The organism is Mycobacterium sp. NGS66 (genome assembly GCF_059812225.1).
This window is the reverse complement of record NZ_JCALCG010000005.1, coordinates 101,932-117,901: the sequence shown is the minus strand read 5'-3', so window position 1 is coordinate 117,901 and position 15,970 is coordinate 101,932. Positions and strand designations below refer to the sequence as shown.

The window sequence follows — 15,970 nt, the reverse complement described above, 5'->3', positions numbered from 1 at the left end:
TCAGGCGTGGCCGCCGCCGCAGCCTATGCCCGGCACGCACCCGCTGCCGCCGGGGACGCCGCCCGGTCCGGCGTTCTGTCCGCCGGAGCCGCAGCCGATGCCAGGTGCGCAGCCGCCGCCGCCCGGACCGCCGCCCGGCCCGCCGTTCTGGCCGCCGGAACCGCAGTTGCCGTTGGCATCGCAGCCACCGCCGCCGGGGTCATCCTTGAAGACGACGTGCGTCGGGGCAGGGGCAGTCATCGCAGGTCCAGCCGCAAAAACATCAGCGGAGGCCGCTGGCGCCGCCGCGATCGCTGCAGCGACAGCCCCAGCCACTACCAGTGGTTTCATGAGGTTTAATTTCGCTAACATTCTTTCCGCATACCACGTGCACGCCGGGACAAAACATTCCGTCACAGACCGGATGCAACCGCCTCGACCCTCGAACGAAGGCATACCGAATGACCTCACTGGATCTGACCGGCCGCACCGCGATCGTCACCGGCGCCTCGCGCGGAATCGGGTTGGCGATCTCCCAACAGCTGGCGGCGGCCGGTGCGAACGTCGTGCTGACCGCCCGTAAGCAGGAGGCCGCCGACGCGGCAGCGGCACAGGTGGGTCAGGGTGCCGTGGGCGTGGGTGCCCACGCGGTCGACGAGGAGGCGGCGCGACGCTGTGTCGACCTCACGCTCGAGCGCTTCGGGGGCGTCCACATCTTGGTCAACAACGCCGGAACCAACCCGGCTTACGGCCCGCTGATCGACCAGGACCACGCGCGCTTCAGCAAGATCTTTGACGTCAACCTGTGGGCACCGCTGCTGTGGACCTCGCTCGTGGTCAAGGCGTGGATGGGTGAGCACGGCGGTGCCGTGGTCAACACCGCCTCCATCGGGGGCCTGCACCAGTCGCCGGCCATGGGCATGTACAACGCCACCAAGGCCGCGCTGATCCACGTCACCAAGCAGTTGGCGCTGGAGCTCTCACCACGGGTCAGGGTCAACGCCATCTGTCCGGGTGTGGTTCGCACCCGTCTCGCCGAGGCGCTGTGGAAGGACCACGAGGATCCGCTGGCGTCGTCGATAGCGCTCGGCCGCATCGGTGAGCCGGTCGACGTGGCGCAGGCGGTGGCGTTCCTGGTGTCCGATGCGGCCAGCTGGATCACTGGCGAGGCGATGGTCATCGACGGGGGCCTGCTGCTGGGTCCCGCGCAGGGATTCCAGATGCAGCCGGGAAGCGCGCAATGAGTGCCCCGGACCAGGTTGAGGCTGACCTGAACGAACGCGTGCAGTCGCTGCTCACGGAACACGACCCGTCGACCACCGATGCGCGCGAGTTTCTCGGCGCACGCTTCGATGCCGGCCTGGCCTGGGTGTACTTTCCGCCCGGCAACGGCGGGCTCGGCCTGCCGCACACCTATCAAGGACTCATCGACGCGGAGCTGGCCGCCGCCGGGGCCCCGCCTGCCGGCGGTGGCCGCAACATCATCGGGCTCGGCATGGCGGCACCCACGATCGCTGCGTTCGGGACCGAGGAACAGAAGCGAAAGTTTCTGCGCCCGTTGTTTACTGGCGAACACGTCTATTGCCAGCTGTTCAGCGAGCCGGGAGCCGGCTCCGACCTGGCCGCGGCCGCAACCCGCGCCGTGCGCGACGGTGACGACTGGATTGTCAACGGGCAGAAGGTGTGGACGTCGATGGCGCAGCACGCGCAGATGGCGATCCTGGTCGCGCGTACCGACCCAAACGTGCCCAAACACGTTGGGCTGACGTACTTCTTGGTCGACATGACCCAGCCCGGGATCGACATCCGTCCGCTGCGTCAGATCACCGGCGAGGCGGAATTCAACGAGGTTTTCCTCACCGACATCCGGGTGCCCGACGCCAACCGGCTTGGCCCCGAGGGCGGTGGCTGGCGGGTCGCGACCACCACGCTGAACAACGAACGCGTCGCGATCGGCGCCCGCTCCGGCGTACCGCGCGAAGGGGGCCACATCGGCAAGGTCGCCGCGGCGTGGCGCAATGATCCGCAGCTGCGCAACCCGGCCATGCACGACCAGCTGATGCGCTTATGGGTGGAAGCGGAGGTGCTCCGGCTCAGCAGTGAGCAGCTGCGGCAGCGCGCCGCCGCCGGTCAGCCCGGACCCGAGGGCGCCGGCATGAAAGTGGCGTTTGCCCGTCTGGCACAAGCTATTTCGGGTTTCGAGATCGAGCTGCACGCCGAGGACGGGCTGCGCTACGACGACTGGACCATGCGCAGGCCCGAAGTCGTCGACCTGATCGGTCGCGGGCCCGGGTATCGCTATCTGCGGGCACGCGGCAACTCGATCGAGGGCGGTACCTCAGAGATCCTGCGCAACACCATCTCCGAACGCATCCTGGGGTTGCCCGGCGAGCATCGGGTCGACAAGACCGTGCCCTTCAAAGACCTTCCGAGGTGAGTTCGTTGAGCAATCTGCTGTATTCGGACACCGAAGAGGCGTTGCGCGACAGCGTCCGTCACCTCTTCGCCGACCGGTGTCCATCCGACGAGGTGGCGCGGGCCTATGACGTGGAAGCTGCGCCGGACTTTTCCGGGGTGTGGCGGACGCTGGCCGCGGAGTTGGGCGTGGCGGGACTGTTGGTGCCCGAGTCGCTCGGCGGCGCTGGGGCGAGCGCCCGCGAAGCCGCGGTCGTCATGGAGGAGATCGGCCGGGCCGTCGCGCCGGTGCCGTTCCTGTCCAGTGCCGTGCTCGCCACGCTCGCCTTGCAGGGTGCCGGCGACACCGAAACCTTGCCGGGGCTGGCCCAGGGCACGACGACCGCCGCGCTGGTGGTGCCGTTTTCCACCGCGCCAGGCGATCGGGTCGAGAAAGTGAGCGCCGGCGCCGACGGCCTGACCGGCGTGGTCAGCAACGTCGCGGGCGTGCGCGAAGCCGACGTGTTGGTGGTGCCGGTCGCGGGCGCGGACGGACTCGAGCTGCATACCGTCGCGCGCGACGCGGCCGGCGTCGAAGTGTCTCCGGTGCTCGCGCTTGACATGACGAGGCCCCTTGCGGATGTGCGTTTTTCGTCCGTCGCGTCGTCGCGGGTTGGTAGCGGCACGGCTGTGGGTGAAGCGCTCCAGACCGCCGCGGCTTTGTTGGCGTCCGAGCAGCTCGGGGTGGCGCAGTGGTGTTTTGATACCACCCTCGCGTACACGAAGGAGCGCAAGCAGTTCGGCCGAACCATCGGGTCGTACCAGGCGATCAAACATCGGCTGGCGGACCTGTGGATAGAGCTCAACTCGGCAACCGCTGCCGCACGCTACGCCGCCGACACCGCCGCGAGGGGTGATGCGGACGCGGCGATCGCGGCGGCCCTCGCGCAGGCTTATTGCAGTGATGTGGCGGTGCACGCCGCCGAGGAGTGCGTACAGCTGCACGGCGGCATCGGGATGACGTGGGAGTATCCGGCGCACCTGTACCTCAAGCGGGCCAAGAGCGACCAGCTGGCGTTCGGCACCGCCTACCGGCACCGCAGCCGGCTCGCCGAATTGGTCGACTTGAGCGTGCGCTGACGGCGATTGACTCTGCGGACAGGTAGAAGATTTGCGAGTGGGCTGCGCCCTCACCGCAGACTCAACGCGTGCTAGCCCAGCGCCCCGCGGAAGGTCTCGACCATCGCGGCCCAATGCCGCTCGGCGGCCGCCTCGTCGTAGGGCGGGTTGTCAGGCACCGCGAACCCGTGGGCGGCCTGATACCACTCGATGGTGTGCTGCACACCCGCCGCGGTCAGCGCCTTGTCGAGCTGCTCGGCGTGATCGGCGGTGAACGACGCGTCGTTCTCGGCGCCGCCGATGTAAACCGTGGCACCGATCTTGTCGGCGAGCAGGTGCGGACTGTCCGCGGAGTCGGTAACCAGGCCGCCGCCGTGGAAGGACGCCGCAGCGGCGACGCGATCCGGCTGGCGCCCCGCTACCACCACCGACATGCGCCCACCCATGCAATAGCCGCAGACGCCGAAGCGGTCGCCGGACACCTCCGGTCGGGCGGACAGGTAGTCGAAGAACGCGGCGGCGTCGCTGGCCATCATGTCCTGGGTGATGCTGCCGATCATCGACATCAGCCGCTTGCGCTCGGCGGGGTCACCGAACGCCGTGGACATGTCGATGGGGGCCCAGTCGCCGTGCCGGTAGTACACGTCGGGCAGCAGCACGGCATAACCAAACCCGGCCAGCTTGGCCGCCATCTGGAAGAAGGTCTCTCGCGCGCCGCCGGCGTCGGGATACATGACGACGCCCGGCCACGGGCCGGAACCCTCGGGGGTGAAGAGCTGGACGGGACAGCTACCGTCGGGAGTGCTGATGCTGTCGGTGATTTTCGGCATGGCCTCCGTTTTACTCTCCATGATCGCGGCTAAGCTGGCCGCGTGCCGATCGCGACGCCGTACGAGGATCTGCTACGCCTGGTGCTCGACCGGGGCACGGCCAAAGCCGACCGCACCGGCACCGGCACCCGCAGCCTGTTCGGCCAACAGCTGCGCTACGACCTGACGGCCGGCTTCCCGCTGCTCACCACCAAGAAGGTGCATTTCAAATCGGTAGTCTACGAGTTGCTGTGGTTCCTGCGTGGCGACTCCAACGTCAACTGGCTGCACCAGCACGGAGTCACCATCTGGGACGAATGGGCAAGCAGCGCAGGCGATCTCGGTCCAATCTACGGCGTGCAGTGGCGATCCTGGCCGACGCCGTCGGGCGAGCACATCGACCAGATCAGTAACGCGCTGCATTTGCTGCGCACCGACCCGAACTCTCGGCGCATCATCGTGTCGGCCTGGAATGTCGGCGAAATCCCGCAAATGGCGTTGCCGCCGTGTCACGCGTTCTTCCAGTTCTACGTCGCGGATCGACGATTGAGCTGTCAGCTCTACCAGCGCAGTGCCGACCTATTCCTGGGCGTGCCGTTCAACATCGCCAGTTACGCCCTGCTGACCCACATGATGGCCGCCCAGTCGGGTCTGGATGTCGGCGAGTTCATCTGGACGGGCGGCGACTGCCATATCTACGACAACCACGTCGAACAGGTTCGCATCCAGCTCGGTCGGCAGCCGCGACCGTATCCCGAACTTGTTCTGGCGCAAAGGGATTCGATTTTCGACTACACGTACGACGACGTCGTCGTCAAGAACTACGATCCGCATCCGGCGATCAAAGCCCCCGTCGCTGTATGAGCACTGGCCTGATCTGGGCGCAGTCGACGTCCGGGGTGATCGGTCGCGGCGGCGACATTCCGTGGCGGGTGCCAGAGGACATGGTTCGCTTCAAACAACTCACCATTGGTCACACCGTGGTCATGGGCCGCCTAACCTGGGACTCGCTGCCGGCCCGGAACAGGCCACTGCCCGGCCGCAGAAATGTCGTACTGAGTCGGCAGACTGATTTCACCACTGCGGGAGCTGAGGTGGTCGGTTCGCTAGAGGAGGCTTTGGCGAACGGCGCGACCGGGCCGCAGAACTGGGTGATCGGTGGCGGACAGATCTATGCGCTGGCACTGCCACTGGCCAGCCGTTGCGAGGTCACCGAGGTCGACATCGACCTGCCGCGCGACGACGACGACGCGCTGGCCCCGGTGCTCGACGAAACCTGGCTGGGCGAGACGGGCGAATGGCAGGTCAGTCGCTCGGGTCTGCGTTACCGGTTTCACAGCTACGTCCGGGCATGAGCGTCACCGGGCATTAGCTGACATACTCGGCAGGGGTCTCAGGTTTCTACGAGTCTTAACCGGAAGGGGGAATCGGCGGTGATAACCGAACCCGCAAAGACGTTCACCCGCACGTTCAGGGGCTACGACCCCGCTGCGGTCGATGCCTACATCGAGATGTTGACCACCAAACAGCAGTTGCTGCGCGACGACGTCGAGAGCCTAAGGGCCAGGTTGAAGGAATCCCGCGACGAAGTCGAGGCATTGCACAGGGAAGTGGCCGTGCTGACGGAGACCTCGCCGTCGCCGCACGCGGTGCAACAACGGATGGCGAAGATGCTGCGGCGTGCGGTCGATGAGGCCGCTGAGATGCAGGCCGAGGCCCGGGCCGAGGCTGAGGCGCTGATCGCCGCGGCGGAGGCTGAAGCCGAAGCTGTGCAGCGAAAGCAGGAAGAGCAGTTGGCCGACATGGCCGCGCAACTGAAATCCCTGGAAGCCGAGTACGGGGAAACCAAGAAAAGGCTTGACGCCGAAATGGCCGGCATGCGGGCAGACACCCAACGAGAGATCGATCAGGCTTGGGCGGACTCCCGGCGCGAGACCGATCTTTACCGTGAGCAGGCCGAGCGTGCGGTCGCCGAGGCCAGCCAGCGACGAATCAAGATCCTCGAGCAGCTGATGGACGTGTACCGCGACCTGGAGCCGGTTCCGGCCGCTCTCGAATCGGCGTACCAAGAGGCAAAAAACGCGGCCGAGACGAACTCCGTGGTGCCGTTGGACGAGAAAGTCACCGCGGGTCGAGCTAGCGCGTAGCCCGTCGGTGTCGGGCCAGGCCGGTAATCTCAGCGCCGTGTCGACCCGGAAGCGTAGGCTGACCGCCGAGCAGGCCCGCCGCATAGCGGTTGCGGCCCAAGGGTTTAGCGAGCCGCGGCCCGTCGGCCCCGTCACCCGTGCGCATCTGAAGCGGCTGATCGCCCGCATTCAGGTACTGCAATTGGATTCGGTATCGGTGGTGGTGCGCGCCCACTACGCGCCGGTGTTCAGCCGGCTCGGGCCGTATGACCGCGGCGTGCTGGACCAGGCCGCTTGGGCCGCGAAGGCACGTCTGCTGGTGGAGTACTGGGCGCACGAGGCGGCGCTGATGGCCGTCGACGACTGGCCGCTGCTGCGCTGGCGGATGCGCCAGTACCGGTACGGCCGCTGGGGCACGCACATCGTGAAGGCCAATCTGAAACTCGCCGACGAGATCGTCGCTGCCGTCACCGAACTCGGCCCTAGCACCGCCGGGCAGATAGAGCAGTACCTCGCGGCCGAGCCGCGGGGCGGCAAGGGTCCCTGGTGGGGACGCAGTGACACCAAGTGGGTGGCCGAGGCGCTCTTCGCGTCCGGAGTGCTGACCACGGCCACCCGAGTCGGTTTCGCGCGCCACTACGACCTGGCCGAACGAGTGCTGCCAGCCAACGTCCTGGCGCGTCACGTCGACGACGATGAGGCCGTCCGCGAGCTGACCTTGCGCGCCGCCAACTCGCTCGGCGTGGGCACCGAGGCCGACATTCGCGACTATTTCCGGCTGTCGGCGCAGCAGATCAAGCCGGCCATTGCCGAGCTGTTGGCCACCGGTGAGATCGAGCGAGTCGATGTGGACGGCTGGCCGGCGCCCGGGTATCTGCGAGCGGGCCGCAGCGTTCCGCGTCAGGACCGGGGCACCGCGTTGCTGTGTCCGTTCGACCCGCTGATCTTCTTCCGGCCGCGGGTAGAGCGACTCTTCAACTTCAGCTATCGCATCGAGATCTATGTGCCCGCGAGCCAGCGCAAATACGGCTATTACGTGTGGCCGTTCCTGCTGGATGGACGGCTAGTAGCGCGAGTGGACCTCAAGGCAGACCCCGCCGCGGACGCGCTCCGCGTGATAAGTGCGTTTTCGGAGCCGGACATACCGCGGGCCCGGGTCGCGGCGGCGCTCGCCGCCGAGCTGAACACCATGGCCTGCTGGCTGGGGTTGGGTGGGGTCGATGTGGCTGACCGCGGGGACCTGGCGTCCGACCTGCGACGAGCCGCCAAAAGGGCGAGTTGATGAACGAGCTCACAGACACTCTCTGGAAGGCCGCCAACAAGCTGCGTGGCTGCGTCCCGGCCAGTCAGTACAGGGACGTCATCCTCGGGTTGGTGTTCTTGAAGTACACATCAGATGCACACTGGAAACCTTTGGCGGACAACGCGAAAGCTCCTAACATCGGTCAACTCGCCGACGATTCGATGCAGGCGCTGATGGCTGCCCGCCCTGCGCTGGCGGGGATGTTGCCGCGGGTGTATGCAAACGTCGACCAGCGCCGCCTCGGTGAGCTGATCGCACTGCTCGACAGCGCGCGGTTGAGCCGTCATGGCCCGAACCCGGCTCGTGATTTGCTGGGCGAGGTCTACGAGTACTTCCTCGGCAACTTCGCTCGGGCGGAAGGACGCCGGGGCGGTGAATTTTTCACCCCACCCAGCGTCGTGCGGGTAATCGTCGAGGTCCTCGAACCGACCACCGGGCGCGTGTATGACCCGTGCTGCGGTTCGGGCGGGATGTTCGTGCAGACCGAGCAGTTCATCGCCCGGCGCGACCGCGATCCACGGGACGTCTCGATCTTCGGGCAGGAGAGTGTGGAGGAAACGTGGCGGATGGCGAAGATGAACCTCGCCGTCCACGGTATCGACGACACCGGCCTGGTTCGCGGCGACACCTTTGTCGACGACCGCCACTCTGACGTCCAGATGGATTTCGTGATGGCCAATCCGCCGTTCAATATCAAGGACTGGGCCCGCGACGAGCAAGACCCGCGCTGGCGCTTCGGTGTTCCGCCCGCCGGCAACGCGAACTTCGCCTGGATCCAACACATCCTGTGCAAGCTGGCGCCCACGGGTAGGGCTGGTGTGGTGATGGCCAACGGCTCCATGTCGTCGAACGCCGGCGGAGAAGGCGACATTCGGGCCCGGATCATCGAGGCGGATCTGGTGTCCTGCATGGTGGCGCTGCCTGGCCAGCTGTTCCGTAGCACGGGAATTCCGGTCTGCCTGTGGTTCTTCGACATGAACAAGACCGAGCGGTCGGGCCAGGTGCTGTTCATCGACGCCCGCCGACTCGGGTATTTGGTGGACCGGACGGAGCGGGTACTTAGCCAGGACGAGATTGTCCGGATCGGCGACACTTATCACGCCTGGCTCGGATCCGCGAAACCATCTGGCTACCAAGATATTCCGGGGTTCTGTAGGTCGGCTACGCTGGACGAGATCAAAGCCGCCGGCTACCTGCTGACGCCAGGACGCTACGTGGACATACCGGCAGCAGAGGACGACGGCGAACCCACGGCCAACAAGATCACCCGGCTGAAAAAGGAACTGCTGGCGGCGCTCGACGAATCCGCGTCCTGGGACAAGGTGGTCCGCGAGCAGGTGGAGCGCGCATGAGGCAGGTCAGGCTCGGCGATCACCTCGACTTCGGCACCGGAGCCGCCCCGCCGGAAAGAGGACCAACCGGACGTTTTCCCGTCTACGGCTCCAACGGCCCCATCGGCTATGCGGCGCAACGCAATGCCCGTGGCCCGCTCATCGTGCTCGGTCGCGTCGGGTCGTATTGCGGCAGCGTGCATTACTGCGAGTCCGACGTCTGGGTCACCGACAATGCGCTGGTATGCCGGGCGAAAGACCCTGACGAGACTCGCTATTGGTACTACGCTCTGCAGACCTGCGCTCTCAACGAGCACCGCACCGGCTCCGGTCAGCCGCTGCTCAACCTGCGGATTCTTCGTGACATCACGGTCGAGGCCATCCCGGTGCGGGAACGGCGGCGGATCGCGGAGCTACTGGGCGCCTTGGACCACAAGATTGCCGCCAACCGGCGGGCGATCAGCGCCGCCGAGGCTTTGATGGTCGCCACCGCCGAGTCGGTATCCGATGACGTGCCGCTGTCCAATTTGGCGGTGCGGTCGACCGTGTTCCGGGAACCTGATGATTTCGACCGGAACGTCGCCCACTTCAGCTTTGCGGCATTCGATGACGGAGCTACCCCTGAGCTTGTCGAAGGCAAGTCGGTGCAGAGCGGCAAGTTTCTGTTGACGACGCCCTGCGTGCTGTTCGCGAAGCTCAACCCCAACACCCCACGCGTGTGGAACGTCGTGCGTCTCCCGTCGGAAATGGCTTTGGCGAGCACGGAATTCGTCGTGTTGCGGCCCCTCGAGGTCGATACGTCGTCGCTCTGGGCTGCCCTGCGGCAGCCCTTAGTCCGTCGACGGCTGCACCAGAATGTCGCCGGGACGTCGGGAAGTCGTCAACGTATCCGGCCGGCGGAGCTATTGCAGATTCGGGTGCCGGACGTACGGCGGCTGTCCGGTGCGGCATCGCAGTCGCTCGCCGTGTTGGGCGCAATGTGTCATGCCCGACGCGCCGAATCCATCCGGCTGTCCGCCTTCCGTGACGCGATGCTGCCGGTGTTGATGTCATCTGCCAAACCAGCCTGCGCTGAGGGCGTCTGTCGGGGCGTGGCGCACGCCCTGGGCGCAGGCTCGATGCCACCGGCGCAGGCTCGACCGCCCGTCGCCGGGTTAAGGTGAGCGCCGTGGCCGAGACCGCGCCGCTACGGGTGCAACTGATCGCCAAGACGGAGTTCCTGGCACCGCCCGACGTGCCCTGGACCACCGATGCCGACGGCGGTCAGGCACTCACCGAGTTCGCAGGCCGGGCGTGTTACCAGAGCTGGTCGAAGCCCAATCCCAGGACCGCGACCAACTCCGGCTACATCAAGCACATCATCGACGTCGGGCACTTTTCGGTGCTCGAGCATGCGAGCGTCTCGTTCTACATCACCGGAATCTCGCGATCGTGCACGCACGAGCTCATCCGGCATCGCCATTTCTCCTACTCGCAGCTGTCGCAGCGCTATGTCCCCGAGAAAGAGTCGCAGGTGGTGGTGCCGCCGGGAATGGCAGACGACCCGGAGCTCATCGAGATCCTGACGGCCGCCGCGGACGCCAGTCGCGCGACCTATACCGAACTACTGGCCAAGCTGGAAGCCAAGTTCATGGCGGGTGAGCCCGCCGAAAACAGGGCCTTGTTGCGTCGCAAGCAGGCCCGCCAGGCCGCGCGAGCGGTTCTGCCCAACGCCACCGAAACTCGCATCGTCGTGACCGGCAACTATCGGGCGTGGCGGCACTTCATCGCCATGCGGGCCAGCGAGCACGCCGACGTGGAAATCCGCCGCCTGGCCATCGAGTGTCTGCGTCGGCTCGTCGATGTTGCGCCGGCGGTGTTCGCCGACTTCGAGGTGTCCACGCTCGCCGACGGCACCGAGGTCGCCACCAGCCCGTTGGCCACCGAGGCGTGACGGTGCACGAATTGGCGCGCCCTCGTGCTGACGAGAAAGAATTTGGCCCCGACAGGTAATCTTGGGAACCGTGACGACCGTCGGATTCGACGCCCCAGCGCGGCTGGGAACCCTGCTGACCGCGATGGTCACACCATTCGGCGCCGACGGGTCGCTGGACACCGCGGCCGCGGCCGGCTTGGCCAAGCACTTGGTAGACGCCGGTTGCGACGGCCTGGTGGTGTCCGGAACCACCGGCGAGTCGCCGACCACCACCGACGAGGAGAAGCTGCGGCTGCTGCGGACGGTGCTCGAGGCGGTCGGCGACCGGGCCCGCGTCATCGCCGGGGCAGGCACCTACGACACGGCGCACAGCATCCGGCTGGCAAAGGCCTGCGCGGCGGAAGGAGCGCACGGGCTGCTGGTGGTGACGCCCTATTACTCCAAGCCGCCGCAGACCGGGCTGCAGGCGCATTTCACCGCCGTCGCCGATGCCACCGATCTGCCGGTGCTGCTCTACGACATCCCCCCGCGGTCGGTGGTGCCGATCGAGCCCGCCACCATTCGGGCGCTGGCCGCACATCCCAACATCGTCGGCATCAAGGACGCCAAGGCCGACTTGCACAGCGGCGGCCAGATCATCGCCGAAACCGGGCTGGCCTACTACTCCGGCGACGACGCGCTGAACCTGCCCTGGCTGGCCATGGGCGCTATCGGCTTCATCAGCGTGATCTCTCATCTGGCCGCGGGTCAACTGCGAGAGTTGTTGTCCGCCTTCCAATCTGGCGACGTCGCCACCGCGCGCAAGATCAACAACACCTTGGCGCCGCTGTGTGACGCGATGAGCCGGCTGGGTGGCGTGACGCTGTCCAAGGCCGGCCTGCGACTGCAAGGCATCGACGTCGGTGACCCACGGCTGCCGCAGGTGCCCGCAACGACGGAACAGATCGACGCGCTGTCCGCCGATATGCGCGCGGCCTCGGTGCTCAGGTGAGCCGCCAGTGAGCCACACGGTGGCCCAGAAGTGAACGAAGACCTGGTCCCACCGGGCCCTCTGGCCGCGGGCGGATTGCGGGTCACCGCGCTGGGCGGCATCAGCGAAATCGGCCGCAACATGACCGTTTTCGAACACCTGGGCCGGCTGCTGATCATCGACTGCGGGGTGATGTTCCCGACGCACGACGAGCCCGGCGTCGACCTGATCCTGCCTGACCTGCGTCACATCGAAGACCGTCTGGACGACATCGAGGCGCTGGTGCTGACCCATGCGCATGAAGACCACATCGGCGCCATCCCGTTTCTGCTCAAGCTACGGCCCGATATCCCGGTCGTCGGCTCCAAGTTCACCCTGGCCCTGGTGGCCGCGAAATGCCGTGAACACCGGCTGAAGCCGGTATTCGTCGAGGTCGCCGAGGGGCAGAGCAGCCGCCACGGGGTATTCGAGTGCGAGTACTTCGCCGTCAACCATTCCATTCCGGACGCGCTGGCCATCGCCGTCTACACCGGCGCCGGAACCGTGCTGCACACCGGCGACATCAAGCTCGACCAGCTGCCGCTCGATGGCCGGCCCACCGACTTGCCCGGCATGTCGCGGCTCGGCGACGCCGGAGTCGACCTGTTCCTATGCGATTCGACCAACGCCGAGCACCCCGGCGTCGGGCCGTCGGAAAGCGAGGTGGGTCCCACGCTGCACCGGCTGATCCGGGGTGCCGACGGTCGCGTCATCGTCGCGTGCTTCGCCTCCAACGTGGACCGGGTGCAGCAAATCATCGATGCCGCAGTGGCATTGGGCCGGCGGGTGTCGTTCGTCGGCCGATCGATGGTGCGCAACATGGGCATCGCGCGGGAGCTGGGCTTCCTGCGGGTGAACGATTCCGACCTGATCGACATCGCCGCCGCCGAGATGATGGCGCCCGAGCAGGTGGTGCTGATCACCACCGGTACGCAGGGCGAGCCGATGTCGGCGCTGTCGAGGATGTCGCGTGGCGAACATCGCAGTATCACGCTGACGGCCGGAGACCTTGTTGTGCTGTCGTCGTCGCTGATCCCCGGCAATGAGGAGGCGGTGTACGGGGTCATCGACGCGCTGTCCAAGATCGGCGCGCGGGTGGTCACCAATGCCCAAGCGCGCGTTCATGTTTCGGGTCACGCCTATGCCGGGGAGTTGTTGTTTTTATACAACGGGGTGCGCCCGCGTCAGGTCATGCCGGTGCACGGGACCTGGCGGATGTTGCGCGCCAACGCCAAACTGGCGGAGAGTACCGGGGTGTCGCCGGAGTCGATTCTGTTGGCGGAGAACGGCGTCAGCGTAGACCTGGTGGCGGGCAGGGCTTCGATTGCCGGCGCGGTGCCGGTCGGCAAGATGTTCGTCGACGGGCTGATTACTGGTGATGTCGGCGACATCACCCTGGGCGAACGGCTGATCCTGTCGTCCGGCTTCGTCGCGGTGACCGTGGTGGTCGAACGCGGCACCGGCCGTCCGGTGGGGGCGCCGCACCTGCACTCGCGTGGATTCTCCGAAGATCCCAAGGCGCTGGAGCCGGCCGTCCGCAAGGTGGAAGCCGAGCTGGAGTCGCTGGTGGCCGCCAATGTCACCGATCCGGTCCGGATCGCCCAAGGGGTGCGCCGGACGGTCGGCAAGTGGGTGGGCGAGACGTATCGCCGGCAGCCGATGATCGTGCCCACGGTGATCGAGGTCTAGTGGCGATCGCGAGCGCGGCGGAGCCGGGCGAAGCGGGTCGCCACCATAAGGTCTAGTGGCGATCGCGAGCGCGGCGGAGCCGGGCGAAGCGGGTCGCCACCATAAGGTCTAGTGGCGATCGCGAGCGCGGCGGAGCCGGGCGAAGCGGGTCGCCACCATCAGGTCTAGTGGGCCGAGCAGACGCAAAGTCCCCTAATTCCAATTGTTTTCGGGGGATTTTGCGTCTGCTCGCCGCCGGACGGTTTCAGGTCTTTTCCGCGTACGCCGACCACTCGATCTGCGATGCCTCGAGGTTGCGGCCGGCGGGCTGGACATAGCGCTGCACCAGCTCGTCGGGCCCGGCCTGCTCCAATAGCCGCCAACCGTATTCGGCGAGAAAATCCGACACCTCCTCGGGTAGTAACCCGAAGTGCCACAATTGTTTTCGCTGGCGAACAGAGCGATACAGGGTGCGGGTGCCATACCGGTTGGTGCCGTCGATGAAGTCGCGGCGAACATAGGTGAATACCATCCGGCTGCCCGGCGCTGTGGGACGCAGTCCTTCCAGCGTCGCCCGGACGGCCTCCTCGCTGAGGTACTGGGTGACGCCTTCCCAGATGAAGAACACCCGGTAGTCGGTGCGGTAGCCATGCTCGGCCAGTGCGGTGAGCAGGTCGTCACGCTCGAAGTCCAGGGCCACCAACCGGACCGACAGCGGGAGATCGCCCAGCACCCGTCGCACCGTTTTGGCCTTGCGGGCGATGTTGACCGGCAGGTCCACCTCGAAGACCGGCTTGCGGATCCGCCGGGTCAATTGGTAAGCGCGGGTGTCCAATCCGGCGCCCAGGATGACGACGGCGTCGATGTCTTCGACGGCCTCGACGAGCTTGTCGCCGATGAAACGCTTGCGACAGGCCAGATTGGCCCACAGCCCGCGGCCGGTCCATTCCGACGCGCGGATGAATGCCCGTCGCACACGAGCCGGGCGAGTCGCGAGCACCATCAGCCGCAACGGGACGGGCAGGAACAGTTCGGCGAGGTCGTCGTCGACCAGTCGTTGGCCGGGCGGCTCATGTTGCTCGACGGCTGCCAACACCATCGGGCCAAAGGCGGTCTGGGCGGCGGGATTTCGGCTCATGGTCTATCGCTTGTTCACGCAGCCGGCATCGACCGGGAGGGTGACGCCGGTGATGTAGCGGGCCTGGTCGGATACCAGCCACGCGACGGCATCGGCGATGTCGTCGGGCTGCAGAATCTGCACCGGCAACGCGTTGCCCATGCCGGTCGCCGCGCCGCTCTCCGCGACCAGGTCGGCGAGCCACTGGCGGGTGAACTCGTTGTTGATCATCGGGGTGTCCACACCTGACGGGTGTATCGAGTTGACCCGGATATTGTGCGGGGCAAGCAGATTGGCGTATAAGCGCATCAATCCCACTAATCCGTGTTTGGCGGCGGTGTAGCCGATCGAGCCGGCATCGGCGCTGCCGACGCCGACCAGCCCCGCGGCCGAACTGATCAACACGATCGACCCGCCCGTGCCTTGCTCGACCATGGCGGGCACCGCGACGTCCACGGTGTGATAGGCGCCGGTGAGGTTGACGTCGATCACGTCATGCCAGGCGTCGGGGGACTGCATGGGCGCGATTCCGGCGTTGGCGATAACGATGTCGAGGCGGCCGAACTCGTCGAGACCGGCCTGTAGCGCAACGGCCAGCGATTCGCGGTCGCGGACGTCGGCCTGCTTGGCCACGATGCGCGCGCCGGTGTCCTCGACGAGCTTGACGGTGGCCGCGAGGTCAGCCGGGGTGGCCAGGGGGTATGGCACGCTGGCGATTGGTTGGCACAGGTCGACGGCGATCACGTTCGCGCCGTCGGAGGCCAGCCGAACCGCGTACGCACGGCCCTGGCCGCGCGCGGCCCCGGTGATGAAGGCGACCCGACCTTTGAGCGGGCGTTCCAGCGGGCGACCCATCAGGCGCGGAGCTGGCCCTTGCCCGGATCACCGGCGGGGATGGGCTCCAGCATCTTGATGTCCGGTTGCCCGGCCAGGTGGTCGCCGGCCGCGGCGAACATCTTGCCGATGGCGGGCGCGGTGCTGTGTGCCTTGAGCGCCTCGGGGTCGGCCCACTGCTCGACGAATACGAAGGTCTCGCCGGTCTGGTGCAGTGAGTAGAGCTGACAGCCTGGTTCGTCGTGCACCTCTTCGACCGCGGTGGTCAAGATGTCGCGGACGGTATCGACCGACTCCGGCTTGACGGTCAGGGTGGCGACAACGACGACGGGCATACTGAGGCCTCCTGTGGCGACGGGATTTGCG

At 66.7% G+C, this 15,970-nt stretch carries 17 protein-coding genes; 12 read left to right on the top strand and 5 right to left on the bottom strand.

The annotated features are described in order from the left end of the window. The gene (locus AC5Y2L_RS12250; protein WP_499934729.1) at nt 1-330 is read right to left on the bottom strand and encodes a PE-PGRS family protein; all 330 of its coding nucleotides are present in this window, start codon (nt 328-330) and stop codon (nt 1-3) included. Between the two features lie 110 nt (nt 331-440). On the opposite strand from AC5Y2L_RS12250, the gene AC5Y2L_RS12245 reads away from it, so the two are divergent. Genes AC5Y2L_RS12245 through AC5Y2L_RS12235 form a run of 3 tightly spaced genes read left to right on the top strand, consistent with a single transcriptional unit; the run spans nt 441 to nt 3,513 of the window. Continuing rightward, the gene (locus AC5Y2L_RS12245) at nt 441-1,223 is read left to right on the top strand and encodes an SDR family oxidoreductase (protein ID WP_499934728.1); all 783 of its coding nucleotides are present in this window, start codon (nt 441-443) and stop codon (nt 1,221-1,223) included. Beyond that, nucleotides 1,220-2,416 (top strand): acyl-CoA dehydrogenase family protein, encoded by a 1,197-nt coding sequence (locus AC5Y2L_RS12240; RefSeq protein ID WP_499934726.1) that lies wholly within the window; start codon nt 1,220-1,222, stop codon nt 2,414-2,416. Before AC5Y2L_RS12245 ends, AC5Y2L_RS12240 begins: the two co-directional genes overlap by 4 nt. 5 nt (nt 2,417-2,421) lie before the next feature. Beyond that, complete coding sequence (locus tag AC5Y2L_RS12235) at nt 2,422-3,513, top strand: acyl-CoA dehydrogenase family protein (RefSeq protein WP_499934725.1); 1,092 nt, start codon at nt 2,422-2,424, stop codon at nt 3,511-3,513. A gap of 71 nt (nt 3,514-3,584) precedes the next feature. On the opposite strand, the gene AC5Y2L_RS12230 is transcribed toward AC5Y2L_RS12235, so the two are convergent. Next, nucleotides 3,585-4,322 (bottom strand): dienelactone hydrolase family protein, encoded by a 738-nt coding sequence (locus AC5Y2L_RS12230; protein ID WP_499934723.1) that lies wholly within the window; start codon nt 4,320-4,322, stop codon nt 3,585-3,587. Nucleotides 4,323-4,364: 42 nt separating this feature from the next. Between AC5Y2L_RS12230 and AC5Y2L_RS12225 the strand changes: the two genes are divergently transcribed. The 9 genes from AC5Y2L_RS12225 to AC5Y2L_RS12185 all read left to right on the top strand — a co-directional run bounded on the left by AC5Y2L_RS12225 (nt 4,365) and on the right by AC5Y2L_RS12185 (nt 13,674). Next, nucleotides 4,365-5,165: a thymidylate synthase gene (locus AC5Y2L_RS12225; protein ID WP_499934722.1), complete on the top strand. Its 801-nt coding sequence runs from the start codon at nt 4,365-4,367 to the stop codon at nt 5,163-5,165. Continuing rightward, entirely contained in the window at nt 5,162-5,656 is a 495-nt protein-coding gene (locus AC5Y2L_RS12220) for a dihydrofolate reductase (protein WP_499934721.1), read from the top strand. The genes AC5Y2L_RS12225 and AC5Y2L_RS12220 overlap by 4 nt, the downstream gene beginning before the upstream one ends. Before the next feature lie 78 nt (nt 5,657-5,734). Next, the gene (locus AC5Y2L_RS12215; RefSeq protein WP_499934720.1) at nt 5,735-6,448 is read left to right on the top strand and encodes a DivIVA domain-containing protein; all 714 of its coding nucleotides are present in this window, start codon (nt 5,735-5,737) and stop codon (nt 6,446-6,448) included. A gap of 37 nt (nt 6,449-6,485) precedes the next feature. After that, complete coding sequence (locus AC5Y2L_RS12210) at nt 6,486-7,709, top strand: winged helix-turn-helix domain-containing protein (RefSeq protein WP_499934718.1); 1,224 nt, start codon at nt 6,486-6,488, stop codon at nt 7,707-7,709. Continuing rightward, nucleotides 7,709-9,082 (top strand): class I SAM-dependent DNA methyltransferase, encoded by a 1,374-nt coding sequence (locus tag AC5Y2L_RS12205; RefSeq protein WP_499934717.1) that lies wholly within the window; start codon nt 7,709-7,711, stop codon nt 9,080-9,082. Before AC5Y2L_RS12210 ends, AC5Y2L_RS12205 begins: the two co-directional genes overlap by 1 nt. Beyond that, nucleotides 9,079-10,224 (top strand): restriction endonuclease subunit S, encoded by a 1,146-nt coding sequence (locus AC5Y2L_RS12200; protein WP_499934716.1) that lies wholly within the window; start codon nt 9,079-9,081, stop codon nt 10,222-10,224. The genes AC5Y2L_RS12205 and AC5Y2L_RS12200 overlap by 4 nt, the downstream gene beginning before the upstream one ends. A gap of 5 nt (nt 10,225-10,229) precedes the next feature. Next, complete coding sequence (gene thyX / locus AC5Y2L_RS12195; RefSeq protein WP_499934715.1) at nt 10,230-10,994, top strand: FAD-dependent thymidylate synthase; 765 nt, start codon at nt 10,230-10,232, stop codon at nt 10,992-10,994. A gap of 70 nt (nt 10,995-11,064) precedes the next feature. Next, on the top strand, nt 11,065-11,967 hold the full coding sequence (gene dapA, locus AC5Y2L_RS12190) for a 4-hydroxy-tetrahydrodipicolinate synthase (protein ID WP_499934713.1): 903 nt from the start codon (nt 11,065-11,067) through the stop codon (nt 11,965-11,967). A gap of 30 nt (nt 11,968-11,997) precedes the next feature. Further along, a complete protein-coding gene (locus AC5Y2L_RS12185; RefSeq protein WP_499934712.1) occupies nt 11,998-13,674 on the top strand; it encodes a ribonuclease J in 1,677 nt (558 codons plus the stop codon). 244 nt (nt 13,675-13,918) lie between these two features. Here the strand turns inward: AC5Y2L_RS12185 and AC5Y2L_RS12180 are convergent, their stop codons facing one another. The 3 genes from AC5Y2L_RS12180 to AC5Y2L_RS12170 are packed head-to-tail and all read right to left on the bottom strand — an operon-like array spanning nt 13,919 to nt 15,939. Further along, nucleotides 13,919-14,791 carry an SAM-dependent methyltransferase gene (locus AC5Y2L_RS12180; protein WP_499934711.1) on the bottom strand — a complete coding sequence of 291 codons (873 nt, stop codon included), beginning with the start codon at nt 14,789-14,791 and terminating at the stop codon, nt 13,919-13,921. Nucleotides 14,792-14,794: 3 nt separating this feature from the next. After that, a complete protein-coding gene (locus tag AC5Y2L_RS12175; protein ID WP_499934709.1) occupies nt 14,795-15,625 on the bottom strand; it encodes a mycofactocin-coupled SDR family oxidoreductase in 831 nt (276 codons plus the stop codon). Next, nucleotides 15,625-15,939: a putative quinol monooxygenase gene (locus AC5Y2L_RS12170; protein ID WP_499934708.1), complete on the bottom strand. Its 315-nt coding sequence runs from the start codon at nt 15,937-15,939 to the stop codon at nt 15,625-15,627. The genes AC5Y2L_RS12175 and AC5Y2L_RS12170 overlap by 1 nt, the downstream gene beginning before the upstream one ends. Nucleotides 15,940-15,970: the final 31 nt, after the last annotated feature.